10 protein-coding genes are annotated in these 12,522 nt (G+C 54.7%); 5 read left to right on the forward strand and 5 right to left on the reverse strand.

From position 1 onward, the window contains the following. Nucleotides 1–147: 147 nt before the first annotated feature. Together kduD and araE are read left to right on the forward strand one after the other, a co-directional pair. A complete protein-coding gene (gene kduD, locus ACZAHD_RS10060) occupies nucleotides 148–909 on the forward strand; it encodes a 2-dehydro-3-deoxy-D-gluconate 5-dehydrogenase KduD (protein WP_462456636.1) in 762 nt (253 codons plus the stop codon). Between the two features lie 374 nt (nucleotides 910–1,283). After that, complete coding sequence (gene araE / locus ACZAHD_RS10065) at nucleotides 1,284–2,702, forward strand: arabinose-proton symporter AraE (RefSeq protein ID WP_462456637.1); 1,419 nt, start codon at nucleotides 1,284–1,286, stop codon at nucleotides 2,700–2,702. On the opposite strand, the gene ACZAHD_RS10070 is transcribed toward araE, so the two are convergent. Continuing rightward, entirely contained in the window at nucleotides 2,703–3,698 is a 996-nt protein-coding gene (locus ACZAHD_RS10070; RefSeq protein ID WP_462456638.1) for a LacI family DNA-binding transcriptional regulator, read from the reverse strand. Nucleotides 3,699–3,942: 244 nt separating this feature from the next. On the opposite strand from ACZAHD_RS10070, the gene ACZAHD_RS10075 reads away from it, so the two are divergent. The 3 genes from ACZAHD_RS10075 to ACZAHD_RS10085 all read left to right on the forward strand — a co-directional run bounded on the left by ACZAHD_RS10075 (nucleotide 3,943) and on the right by ACZAHD_RS10085 (nucleotide 8,114). Continuing rightward, nucleotides 3,943–5,184 carry an oligosaccharide MFS transporter gene (locus tag ACZAHD_RS10075; protein ID WP_462456639.1) on the forward strand — a complete coding sequence of 414 codons (1,242 nt, stop codon included), beginning with the start codon at nucleotides 3,943–3,945 and terminating at the stop codon, nucleotides 5,182–5,184. A gap of 18 nt (nucleotides 5,185–5,202) precedes the next feature. Continuing rightward, on the forward strand, nucleotides 5,203–6,636 hold the full coding sequence (locus ACZAHD_RS10080) for a glycoside hydrolase family 32 protein (protein ID WP_462456640.1): 1,434 nt from the start codon (nucleotides 5,203–5,205) through the stop codon (nucleotides 6,634–6,636). 125 nt (nucleotides 6,637–6,761) lie between these two features. After that, nucleotides 6,762–8,114: a carbohydrate porin gene (locus tag ACZAHD_RS10085; RefSeq protein ID WP_462456641.1), complete on the forward strand. Its 1,353-nt coding sequence runs from the start codon at nucleotides 6,762–6,764 to the stop codon at nucleotides 8,112–8,114. Nucleotides 8,115–8,265: 151 nt separating this feature from the next. Here ACZAHD_RS10085 and ACZAHD_RS10090 read toward each other — a convergent pair whose 3' ends face one another. From ACZAHD_RS10090 to ACZAHD_RS10105, 4 genes are all read right to left on the reverse strand, one after another. Then, on the reverse strand, nucleotides 8,266–9,393 hold the full coding sequence (locus ACZAHD_RS10090) for an oligogalacturonate lyase family protein (protein WP_462456642.1): 1,128 nt from the start codon (nucleotides 9,391–9,393) through the stop codon (nucleotides 8,266–8,268). A 64-nt stretch (nucleotides 9,394–9,457) separates the two neighbouring features. Beyond that, nucleotides 9,458–10,744 carry an ABC transporter substrate-binding protein gene (locus tag ACZAHD_RS10095; protein WP_462456643.1) on the reverse strand — a complete coding sequence of 429 codons (1,287 nt, stop codon included), beginning with the start codon at nucleotides 10,742–10,744 and terminating at the stop codon, nucleotides 9,458–9,460. 16 nt (nucleotides 10,745–10,760) lie between these two features. Beyond that, complete coding sequence (locus tag ACZAHD_RS10100; RefSeq protein WP_462456644.1) at nucleotides 10,761–11,888, reverse strand: ABC transporter ATP-binding protein; 1,128 nt, start codon at nucleotides 11,886–11,888, stop codon at nucleotides 10,761–10,763. A 12-nt stretch (nucleotides 11,889–11,900) separates the two neighbouring features. Then, a partial coding sequence (locus tag ACZAHD_RS10105; protein WP_462456645.1) for a carbohydrate ABC transporter permease occupies nucleotides 11,901–12,522 on the reverse strand: 622 nt, incomplete at its 5' end.

Consider the following 12,522-nt stretch of genomic DNA (forward strand, 5'->3'; position numbering starts at 1 on the left):
CCAGTAAAACAAAACTGCGTTTTATTTTTTTTACGGTGGGTAATGCCCAGTGCGCTTTCCTTGCGTAAGCAAGCGTGAGGGATGCGGATCGGATAAAGAGAACCTTGCCTGTGTTTGTATGGGCTCTGAAAGACTAAGGAACAAAGTATGATACTCGATGCATTCTCTCTACAGGGTAAAGTGGCGGTTGTCACCGGTTGTGATACCGGGTTGGGTCAGGGTATGGCACTCGGTCTGGCCGAAGCGGGCTGCGATATTGTCGGCATTAATATTGTTGAGCCGGTGGAGACCATTGCGCGTGTCACCGCGCTGGGGCGCCGTTTCCTGAGCCTGACCGCCGATCTGCGCCAGATTGATGGTATTCCGCACCTGCTGGAGCGCGCGGTTGCCCAATTCGGCCATATCGATATTCTGGTCAACAACGCCGGTCTGATTCGCCGTCAGGATGCCCTTGAATTCAGCGAGAAAGACTGGGATGACGTGATGGATCTGAACATCAAGACCGTGTTCTTTATGTCCCAGGCGGCGGCGAAGCATTTTATTGCCCAGGGTAATGGCGGCAAGATCATTAACATCGCGTCGATGCTCTCTTTCCAGGGCGGCATTCGTGTACCGTCCTACACGGCATCAAAAAGCGGCGTGATGGGCCTGACCCGCCTGCTGGCAAACGAATGGGCGAAGTACAACATCAACGTTAACGCGATTGCGCCGGGCTATATGGCGACCAATAACACCCAGCAACTGCGCTCTGATGAACAGCGTAGCGCGGAAATTCTTGACCGTATTCCGGCAGGGCGCTGGGGCTTACCGGGCGATCTGATGGGGCCGGTGGTCTTCCTCTCCTCCCGCGCAGCGGATTACATTAATGGTTACACCGTGGCGGTCGATGGTGGTTGGCTGGCGCGCTAAGCTCGCGCGGCGACAGGCGATAAACCCTGCTTTGGCGGCAGGGTTTTTTTATTCCTGGCAGTGGGCCTGGCCACTTCGCCATGTGGCAACCGGCGCAACAGCGATGAAAGATTAACATTAATTATCCATATTGATGTGGCCCTGAATTTGAAAATTGTCCATATCCTTTCGCCACGCTTTCAGCTATATGCCAATGTATAAAAGAAGTTAATAAACAGATATTGATGAAACGGGAATAATAGAAAGTTTTATGTCCATCACAAAACAAGTCATGCCAGCTATTTAATCCATATCCTTGGCGTTTCCTCCCTGACACCTTGTCGCGCCGATCGCGTACTTTCACTGGACATCTTACTTTGCTCAGGCAGGAAAACATGACCTCAATCAGTGACAGCACGACGGTCCCGGCGCGTAGTCAGCGTGATACCCGACGCATGAATCAGTTTGTCTCTATTGCCGCTGCGGTGGCTGGATTGCTTTTTGGCCTCGATATTGGGGTGATTGCCGGGGCGCTGCCCTTTATTACCGATCATTTTGTCTTATCCAGCCGCCTGCAGGAGTGGGTGGTCAGCAGTATGATGTTGGGGGCGGCGATCGGTGCGCTATTCAACGGCTGGCTCTCCTTCCGACTGGGACGTAAATACAGTTTGATGGCGGGGGCGATATTGTTTGTGGCCGGGTCGATCGGATCGGCGTTTTCCGCAAGTGTCGAAATGCTGCTGGCAGCGAGGATCATTCTCGGTATCGCCGTGGGGATCGCCTCTTATACCGCACCGTTGTATCTTTCTGAAATGGCGAGTGAAAATGTGCGCGGCAAGATGATCAGTATGTATCAGCTGATGGTGACGTTGGGGATTGTCATGGCGTTCCTGTCCGATACCGCATTCAGCTACAGTGGTAACTGGCGGGCGATGCTGGGCGTCCTGGCGCTGCCGGCGCTTCTGCTGATCGTTCTGGTGATTTTCCTGCCGAACAGCCCGCGCTGGCTGGCTGAAAAGGGGCGCCATGTCGAAGCGGAAGAGGTGCTGCGTATGTTGCGCGATACCTCGGAAAAAGCCCGTGATGAGCTCAATGAAATCCGCGAGAGTCTGAAACTCAAACAAGGCGGCTGGGCGCTGTTTAAGATCAATCGCAACGTCCGCCGCGCGGTATTTCTTGGCATGTTGTTGCAGGCGATGCAGCAATTTACCGGCATGAATATCATCATGTACTATGCGCCGCGTATTTTTAAAATGGCGGGCTTCACTACTACCGAGCAGCAGATGATCGCCACATTGGTGGTAGGCCTGACCTTTATGTTTGCGACCTTTATCGCGGTCTTTACCGTTGATAAAGCGGGGCGTAAACCGGCGCTGAAAATCGGCTTTAGCGTGATGGCTGTCGGAACGCTGGTACTCGGCTATTGCCTGATGCAATTTGATAACGGCACCGCCTCCAGCGGGCTGTCCTGGCTTTCCGTCGGCATGACCATGATGTGCATTGCCGGCTATGCGATGAGCGCCGCGCCGGTGGTGTGGATCCTGTGTTCAGAAATTCAGCCGCTGAAATGTCGCGACTTTGGCATTACCTGTTCAACCACCACCAACTGGGTGTCGAACATGATTATCGGTGCCACCTTCCTGACGCTGCTGGATACCATTGGTGCAGCGGGGACCTTCTGGCTCTACACTGCGCTGAATGTGGCGTTTATCGGTGTAACGTTCTGGCTGATTCCGGAAACTAAAAACGTCACGCTCGAACACATCGAGCGCCGACTGATGTCCGGCGAAAAGCTGCGCAATATCGGTAATTAATCACAGGGATGCTCTTGGCAGCCACGGACTGGCTACGCGTACCGTTTCCCGATGGCTATTGCCGTTAATAATATGCAGGGCGCTCAGGCGCCCGATATCATAGTGCGGCAACTGCACCGTCGACAGCGGCGGTAAAAACAGATCGCCAATGCCCACCATATTATCGTAGCCCACCACCGCAACATCCTGCGGGATCCGCAATCCCTGTGCCAGCAGCGTCTGATAGACCATAAAGGCGATACGATCGTTGCCGCAGATAACCGAATCGAATGACGGTTTTCCCTGGCGGAGATGGTTCTGTACCACCGCGGGAATATCATGGTAGTGCTTATCACCATAGGCCATATAGCTGTGCACCAACGTATCCGGATCGAGACCGGCTTCGCGGCAGGCGCGTTCCAGCCCCTGGCGGCGGCGCACGGTGGCGAGATGGTTGACCGGGAGATGTAAACAGAGCGGGCGACTATAGCCTGCGGCGAGCAGGGCTTTTACCGCAGCGTACTGACCCTGCTCATCATCAGGAATATAGCTGGCGACCGGGTCGTTAAGACTTTCGCAGTTGGCGAGGACGCAGGGTAGCGTCAGCAGCTTGGCCGGAACCGGCACCTGGCGCAGCCCCATGGTCGTATAGATGATACCGTCAGGACGGTGGGAGAGCAGCAAGTCGACGATGTTTTCCGGGCTGTCATCGGAAAACATATTCACCACGAAGCTGTTCCAGCCGTGCGCGCGGGCGGTCTCTTCGATAGACAACGCGAGCTCAACCGAAAACGGCGTGGTGACGGTATCCAGCGCCAGTACACCAATGGTATTTGGCGTGGCGCGCGCGCCACGAATTTTCTTGGCTGACAGGTCGGGGACATAGTTGGTCTGCTCGATAGCTGTCTGAACGCGAGCCAGCGTTTCTGGTTTCAGACGTTCCGGGTTGTTTAGCGCCCGTGAAACCGTCATCAGAGATACGTTTGCCAGTTTTGCCACATCTTTCAAGGATGCCATATTTCCCACTCCACCGTTGCTGCCATGCAACAGGCTATATAACTAAGTTGCTGATGTAAAAGGATCATACGATATTTTATCGTATGCCGTGTTCTGCCAGTGGGCGGATTCTTTGATCGCGATCTCACCTTTATTATGTTAACGTTAACTTTTGTGATTAACATCATGTATCTCAGCAAAACGGCATGATTTATGTTTTTTGTTAACGTTACCATTGCGTGCATTACCCCTACACGAGAATGTCATGATGAAAACCCATCACTCTCACAGCTATCCGTTACTCAGCGCCTTACTGTTTTTCTTTTTTGTCACATGGTCCTCTTCCGGCTCATTGCTTTCTATCTGGTTGCACCAGGAGGTAGGGCTCAAAGCAGGGGATACCGGGATTATCTATGCCGTGCTTTCCGTATCAGCACTGTTTGCCCAGGTGTGTTACGGCTTTATTCAGGATAAGCTCGGGCTGCGTAAAAACCTGCTCTGGTATATCACCGTGCTGCTGATCCTGTCCGGGCCGGCGTATCTGTTGTTTGGTTATCTGCTGAAAATAAACGTACTGCTCGGCAGTATTTTTGGCGGGATCTATATCGGCCTAACCTTTAACGGTGGCATCGGAGTACTCGAATCCTACACCGAACGCGTGGCGCGCCAGAGCCAGTTTGAGTTTGGTCGGGCGCGTATGTGGGGATCGCTGGGCTGGGCGGTGGCGACCTTTTTCGCCGGACTGCTGTTTAACATCAACCCGAAACTTAACTTTGCGGTCGCCAGCTGTTCCGGCCTGGTGTTCTTTATTCTGCTGGCGCGACTGCGGGTCTCCTCCGCGCCGCACGCCATGCAGGAAGCGGTATCGGGTGGTAAAGTGACGCTGGAAGATGCCCTGCGTCTGCTGACCCTGCCGCGTTTTTGGGCGCTGGTTTTCTTCGTGATTGGCACCTGTATCTACGGTGTTTACGACCAGCAGTTCCCGGTCTACTTCTCTTCCCAGTTCCCGACCTTGCAGGAAGGCAACGAGATGTACGGCTACCTGAACTCGTTCCAGGTGTTCCTTGAAGCCGCCGGGATGTTCTGCGCGCCGTGGCTTGTTAACCGCATCGGCGCGAAAAACGGTCTGATATTCGCCGGGATGGTGATGGCGATGCGCATGGTGGCTTCCGGGCTGGTGGAAGGGCCGCTGCTGATTTCCATCACCAAGCTGCTGCATGCGGTGGAACTGCCGGTACTGCTGGTCGCCATCTTTAAATACAACAGCTTAAACTTTGATAAACGCCTCTCTTCCACACTGTATCTGGTGGGCTTTGCCTGCACCAGCTCGGTGATTGCCACGGTGCTGTCGCCGCTGGCGGGTTACAGCTACGAGAAATATGGCTTCGCCCAGTCCTATCTGATTATGGGACTGCTGGTGTTCTGCACCACCTTTATCTCCATTTTCTTGTTGCGATCCAGTCGTTCATCTTCGGATCCGATGATATCGCAACCCTCCGCTATCTGAATGAAAAGAGTGAAGAATATGATGTACACCATTGCTAACGCTGAACAGGAACTGCAGGCGAAACGCGAGACGTTAAACCTGCGCTGGTACCCACGCTACCATCTCGCCGCCCGCGCGGGCTGGATCAACGATCCCAATGGTCTGGTCTGGTTTGACGGCTGGTATCACGCCTTTTATCAGCATCACCCTTACTCCACGCAGTGGGGACCGATGCACTGGGGTCATGCGCGCAGCAAGGATTTAGTCCATTGGGAACACCTGCCGGTGGCGCTGGCGCCGGAGGGGCCGGAGGATAAAGATGGCTGCTTCTCCGGATCGGCCGTGGTGGACGGCGATACGCTGGCGCTGATTTATACCGGACATAAATTCCACGGCGATCCCAGCGATGAAGCCAACCTTTATCAGGTGCAGTGTCTGGCGACCAGCCGCGACGGCATTCATTTTGAACGTCAGGGCATGGTGCTGGATACCCCACCGGGCCTGCATCATTTCCGTGACCCGAAAGTGTGGCGTGAAGGGGAGAGCTGGTACATGATCGTCGGCGCTCGCGTCGGCGATACCGGCCAGGTGCGGCTGTATCGTTCAGCCGATCTGCGCCAGTGGCATGACGAAGGGATCCTTGATGAAGCCGAAGAGAAGATGGGCTATATGTGGGAATGCCCCGACTTCTTCGCGCTCGGCGACAAGCGAGTGCTGATGTTTTCACCGCAGGGGATGGCGGCACATGGCTACCAGAATCGTAATTTATTCCAGAGCGGCTATCTGCTCGGCGACTGGCAGCCCGGGCAGCCGTTTGTCCGGGAAGGTGAATTTGTTGAGATGGACCATGGTCATGATTTTTATGCCCCGCAGAGTTTCCTCACTGCCGATGGTCGCCGTATCGTCATCGGCTGGCTGGACATGTGGGAATCACCGCTGCCGGAACAGCAGGATGGCTGGGCAGGCATGCTCTCTCTGCCGCGTGAGCTGACTCTGAGCGCCGATAACCGTCTACAGATGCGCCCGGCGAAAGAGGTGGAGTGCCTGCGCAGGGCCTGGTTCCCGTGGCCGGTGAGTTCGCTGAAAAACCAACGGTCGCTGATGGCGGAAAACGGTGAATCGATGGAGGTGATCCTGGACTGGGACTGCGCGGGCAGTTCGGCGGAACAGTATGGGCTGAGTTTCGGCGATGGTCTGCGCGTCTACGTTGATGCGCAGATGCAGCGCCTGGTGCTGGAGCGACACTACCCGCAGCACGGTCTGTGCGGCGTACGGAGTGTTCCACTCTCGCTGACATCGCCACTAAAACTGCGTCTCTTCTTTGATAGTTCTTCAGTTGAAGTGTTCGTGAACGAGGGGGAGGCCTGTCTGAGCAGCCGTATTTATCCGGAGGCGGCGCATCGGGAATTATCCTTATTTTCCTGGAGTGGTACCGCTTTATTATCGGAAGCCGGTGCCTGGCAATTAGAATAAATTAACTGAATGGAATGTTGTTAATAACCTGTCCGAGGCGACGGGCGGGTTATTATTACCTCTGTCGCCAGTTTTATCATAAATAAAAAAATACCTTTCTTGAAATAATAATAAAGGGTGTGCCGATGAAAAATATCTGGGTCGGATGTTTGCTGACGTCTTTATTTACCCCCGCCGTGAGTGCGCAGGAGTCCGTTTCGCTTGAAGAGCGGCTGGCGCAGATGGAGCAGCGCCTGAAGGCAACGGAGCAACGGGCGGCCAGCGCGGAGGTGGAGATTCGTGCGCTGAAGCAACAGCCGCGGCCGCCAGCTGTGCCGGTGACGGCCGCCGCCGGGGTGAAGAAGCCGACATTACAGCTTAATGATAATGGAGAATTAAAATTCTATGGTGACGTTGAGTTTAATATGGATGGCGCCAGTCGCACCGGCAGTCTGACGTCGGTGAAAACCTCGGCCAATAAAAACTGGGCGCCGGGAAATAAAGAACGCTGGGATATTAATGGCCGAATTTTGCTGGGGTTTGATGGTCTGCGTAAAGGGGCTGACGGGAAATATGCCGGATTCAGCGTGCAGCCGCTGGCGGATATCAATGGCAAGATGAATCTTGATGATGCGGCCTTTTTCTTTGGCCAGGAGAATGACTGGAAAATTAAAATCGGTCGCTTCGAAGCTTATGATATGTTCCCGCTAAATCAGGACACCTTTATTGAATATTCCGGCAACACGGCGAACGATCTGTACAGCGACGGCTACGGCTATATTTACATGATGAAAGAAGGACGCGGGCGCAGCAGCAGCGGTGGCAACTTTCTGCTCAGTAAACATCTTGATAACTGGTACTTTGAGCTGAACACCCTGGTGGAGGACGGCAGCTCGCTGTTCGTGGCTCAGAACTATCATGGCAACGCGCTGGATAACCGTAAAAACGTGGTTTACGTGCGTCCGGTTGCGGCCTGGCAGTCAGGCGCCTGGTCGGTGGCGGCGGCAATGGAGAGCAACCTTGTCAATAATGCTTATGGCTATGAGAATCAGAGCGGCCGCTGGGTCGATCAGTCCAGCCGTACCGGCTACGGCATGACGCTGAGCTGGAATACGCTGAAAACGGATGCTGAAGACGGGGCGGTGGTGAACGTCAGCACCGCATATCTGGATGCGGCGGACGAAAAAGATTTCAGCACTGGTATCAATGCGTTATGGCATCGCATGGAGCTGGGCTATATCTATGCACATAACAAAATCGATCGGTTCAATATGTCTGGCGTGAGCGCTGAGTGCGATGGCGATTGTGCGATTCTGGCGCCGGGGCGCTATGACATCCACACTATCCATACCTCCTGGCAGTTGCCGGACATCATGAATATGCCAAACTTTAATATTTATCTCGGGGCCTATGCTTCCTGGCTGGATTCGTCGTCGGCGAAGAGCGGCAGTACCGATGAACGCTACGGCGCGCGGGTAAGATTTAAATATTTCTTCTGACAGGTTTCCCGGGTTGCGGCGTAGACGCCTTACCCGGGCTACCCAATCACAAGATTGTGGTGTAAATGCCTTAGCCGGGCAGCGGATCGCAGACGGCGCTGAACCGGTAGCCCGGCGAAGCGCCGCGCGAGCCGGGTGCGTGGCTGAATGATTACACTTCCGCCAGGAACAGCGCCGGCATGCCTTCTTTATCGGAGGTAAACAACACCCAGCGGTCATCCGGTGAAAATGACGGATGCGGGTGGGTGACCTGACGATCGCCGTCGAGCACTTTCCAACTGGAGTCGTGGCGACAAATGGCCTGCTGCGTACCGGACTGCAGATCAAATACCCAGATAAACGGATCGTTCAGCTGAATATCGCCGGTATGATGCGGTGCGCCATCGCCGACAACCAGGGAGCCATCGTGGTTGCTCATCAGGTGTGAGCAGGGGGGAATGGTCAGCAGCCGACGATTGTCCAGCGTGGTCGGGTCGGCACGGTAGAGATAGCGATGCGGATCGTTTTCCCGGTGGGCGACGTAATAGAGCGCGGAGCCGTCCGGTACCCAGAACTCATGGGTGAAACTCTCTCCCGGCTGGTGCTGACGCACCTTGCGCATATGGCTGCCGTCAGCGTTGATAAGCCACATTCTGGCATCGATAGCATCGCGTGGCCCTTCGTGGCAGAACGCGATGGTCTGGTCATCAAACGGCCGGAAAATCGGATGGCCCAGCCAACGTTTCTCCTGCAGGATCACGTGGCGCTCACCGCTATGCAGGTCAATATTAATCAGGCGGCATTCGGGATGGGTAAAATAAAAGGCGCGGAATTGACTCCAGTCGGTCAGCGGCTGCCAGTCGCTTTTTTTTATCTCGATACCGACCAGCCGGCTGCAATCGCTGTTTGCTACCCAGGTACCATAGGCGACCCAGTCGTCATCCACCGGGTAAATAACCTGCTCTTCCAGCGTCGCCAGATCCACGCGGCGCAGCCGCTGGTTGTTTTTCACGTACCACAGCGTTCGGTCGTCGGCGGATAAAAAACCGCCAAAGGTATTGTCGCCCGGCCCGTCGGTGAGCTGTATGGCCTGCTGCGCGGCAATATCGAGTACATAGTAGTTCCAGTGACCTTCAAATCCGCCGCCGAAAATCAGCTGACCGCCGTCGCGGGTGAAACATTTCTGGTAGAAGTAGTTGCGGTGACAAATCACGTGCGGGGGCGTCATTCGGATCACCTGGCGACCGGTTGCGCTGTCTTTCGTGGTACGGAAATTCAGCGGGATGATTTTGCCTTTCATGACTCGCTCCTGACGAAAAAATGCCCCGCAGCCGGGGCCACAGGGCAGAGAGAATGAGCAACCGTTAGCGCATGGCGCGTTTCAGAATACGATCGGACTGGCGCTGGAAGTCGGCGGCCGTCTCTTCTACGCTTTTCTGTCCATAGTCGATGTACTGCAGCGATGTGCCAAACTGGGCAACGATCTGCGGGTCATCAAAGTAAGGCGATACCGCGAGTTTTGTCGGCAGCGATTGCGCCAGCTTCAGCCCGGATACGGCCGGATCGTCGGTTTTGATCGTGCCGTCTTCGGTCAGGTATTTCACCGCCACTTTGCTTAACGGCACGCCGCGCTCAAGGCCCAGCGTATCCACCCCCTCTTTGCTGTTCAGCAGGAAGTTAATCACTTTCGCCGCCGCTTGCGGATTTTTTGTCGATTTTCCGATAGAGAGCATCTGCGCCGGTTTAAAGAACAGGCCGGCATCGGTGGCGCCCGGCAGCATCGGGTAGTCGCCCAATTCCAGCTTTGCCGGCGGCTTCAGGTTGTCGGAGTATTTGTTGATGGTGGAGTTCCACATGTACGTCCCCGCCCATTCGCCCTGAATCCACGGCTTCATCTCATACATGTTGCTCTTGCCGAACGAGGCATAGTATTTGGTGTCCGGCATCACGTGGCTGTCGATGAGCTTTTTGTACATCTGGAAAAATTCGACCCACTGCGCTTTGCTGTAGGAGAATTTCTTCGTTTTGTCGTCGATTGCCGGCTGATTGTACTTCTGAACCATGTAAGAGTTCAGCAGCGCCAGGGTGTCCTGGTGCTCCAGCACCACCGGGTAATACTGCTTACCCAGCTTGCTCTCAAAGGTTTTGCCCGCCGCCATCAGCTCGTCCCAGGTTTTCGGGAAGGAGACGCCGGCTTTTTTCCAGGTTTCATCGTTAAAGTAGAACACCCTGGCGGTAACGGAAATCGGAATACCATTGAGCTTGCCATTGACCGTGGTGGACTGCAGCTCTTTGGCATCGAACTGGCTGAGGTCAATGATATCCTTCATTTTGTTCAGATCGTAAAAACCCTCGCCGTTCTTCGAGAAGATCGGCAACCAGTTCCAGTTGGTCTGCATCACATCCGGTTCGGTTCCGCCAGCAATTTGGGTGGTCAGCCGCGAAAGATGGCCGTCCCAGCCGGTATATTCGGCTTTAACGTTGATGTCCGGGTTCTGTTTATGAAACTCCTCCAGCGCTTTCAGAGTGACCTGATGACGACCGTTGCCGCCCCACCATGACATACGCAGATCGATATCCTTTGCCAGAGACGGTAACGCGGTAAGGCCCAGAGTGGCGGAGATTGCGGCGCTTAAAAGCACTTTTTTCATTTTAATACTCCAGTGATTACAGAGAGATGTTCTGTTCGGTAGCGGCATCAAAGAGATGGCACTTATTCATGTCGAATTTGAACCACACTTTGCGATGCAGTCCTTTTTCAATCATCGGCTTCGCTTCGTCAGAAGAGACGCGGGCGGTCAGTTCATAGTCGGCGACTTTCAGGTAGACGAAAAACTCGTGGCCCATGTTTTCGACCCGCACCATTTCGCCTGAGCAACCGCCTTCGGCGAACGGTTCATCGGCAATGGCGACAAATTCCGGGCGCACGCCGTAGAACAGCGGCTGGTTTTTATGGCTGCCGACTTTATCCTGCAGGGCTGCGCTTAACGGCAGCAGTTCATCGCCGATAGTCAGGTGCAGGCGACCGGCCTGTTCAACCAGCTTGCTGGGGCGAATGTTCATCTCCGGGGCACCGATAAAGCCGGCGACGAACATATTTTTCGGTTTGTGGTACAGGTTGTCCGGAGTATCGACCTGCATGATATGCCCGAGCTTCATGACGCAGATACGGTCGCCCATGGTCATTGCTTCGGTCTGGTCGTGGGTGACGTACACGGTGGTCGCTGGCTTGCCGGATTTCTTTAACTGCTTGTGCAGATCGGAAATCCGGATCCGCATCGAGGCGCGCAGTTTGGCGTCAAGGTTAGAGAGCGGTTCATCAAACAGGAACACATCCGGCTTTTTGACAATCGCGCGGCCAACCGCCACACGCTGGGCCTGGCCGCCGGAAAGCTGGCGCGGCAGGCGGTCGAGTAGCTCTTCCAGTTCGAGGATTTTGGCCGCCTCGTTCACCTGGGCGTCAATCTGATCTTTCGGCAGCTTGCTCAGCTTGAGACCAAAGGCGAGGTTCTCACGCACCGTCATGTGCGGGTAAAGCGCATAGTTCTGGAACACCATCGCAATTCCGCGTGATTTTGGCGCGAGGTTGTTGACGATCTTCTCGCCGATACGCACTTCGCCGCCGCTGATGGTTTCCAGCCCCGCCAGCATGCGAAGGGTGGTGGATTTCGCACAGCCGGATGGTCCAACGATCACCATAAACTCGCCGTCCGCGATTTTCAGGTCGATAGCATGTACCGCTTTGAAGCCGTTGGAGTAAACTTTTTCCAGTTTGTTGAAAATAACTTCAGCCATGATATTTCCCTCTTAACCTTTGATTCCGCTGCTGGTAACGCCCTGTACGAAGTAGCGTTGTGCCAGGAAGAACACGATGATGGATGGCAGAATGGAGATACTCGCCATTGCCAGAATTTCGTTCCACGGAGCGCCTTCCGTGACGTCGATGGACATTTTCAGCGCCAGCGCGATGGGGTACTTATCGACGCTGTAGACGTAAATCAGCGGGCCGATAAAGTCGTTCATCGACCACATAAACTGGAACAGAGCGACAGAGATAATCGCCGGTTTCAGAATCGGCACCACCACGTACCACAGCACCTGAATTGAGTTACAACCGTCAATTTGCGCCGCCTCTTCCATATCGCGCGGCACGCCGCGCAGGAACTGGATCAGCATGAACACGAAGAACCCCTGGGTGGCAAAGGCCAACGGCAGATACAGCGGCAGATAGCTGTTCAGCATGCCCATTTCACGGAACATCAGGTACTGCGGGATCAGCAGCACGGTACTCGGCAGCAGCATGGTGGTGATAAGCGTGGCGAACCAGAACTTCTTCCACGGGATCTCGAAGCGGGCAAAGCCGTAGGCCACGATGGTCGAGGAGATAATGGTCAGCAGGACTTTCGGGATCACATACTTGAAGGTGTTC

Origin of the sequence: Raoultella sp. (genome assembly GCF_039594335.1) — a bacterium.
Lineage (GTDB): Bacteria > Pseudomonadota > Gammaproteobacteria > Enterobacterales > Enterobacteriaceae > Klebsiella.

Bases quoted from the DNA above. Each gene is read 5' to 3' on its own strand.
- ACZAHD_RS10080 (WP_462456640.1), top strand. From the start codon at position 5,203: ATGATGTACACCATTGCTAACGCTGAACAGGAACTGCAGGCGAAACGC.
- kduD (WP_462456636.1), top strand. From the start codon at position 148: ATGATACTCGATGCATTCTCTCTACAGGGTAAAGTGGCGGTTGTCACC.
- ACZAHD_RS10070 (WP_462456638.1), bottom strand. From the start codon at position 3,698: ATGGCATCCTTGAAAGATGTGGCAAAACTGGCAAACGTATCTCTGATG.
- ACZAHD_RS10100 (WP_462456644.1), bottom strand. From the start codon at position 11,888: ATGGCTGAAGTTATTTTCAACAAACTGGAAAAAGTTTACTCCAACGGC.
- araE (WP_462456637.1), top strand. From the start codon at position 1,284: ATGACCTCAATCAGTGACAGCACGACGGTCCCGGCGCGTAGTCAGCGT.
- ACZAHD_RS10090 (WP_462456642.1), bottom strand. From the start codon at position 9,393: ATGAAAGGCAAAATCATCCCGCTGAATTTCCGTACCACGAAAGACAGC.
- ACZAHD_RS10085 (WP_462456641.1), top strand. From the start codon at position 6,762: ATGAAAAATATCTGGGTCGGATGTTTGCTGACGTCTTTATTTACCCCC.
- ACZAHD_RS10095 (WP_462456643.1), bottom strand. From the start codon at position 10,744: ATGAAAAAAGTGCTTTTAAGCGCCGCAATCTCCGCCACTCTGGGCCTT.
- ACZAHD_RS10075 (WP_462456639.1), top strand. From the start codon at position 3,943: ATGATGAAAACCCATCACTCTCACAGCTATCCGTTACTCAGCGCCTTA.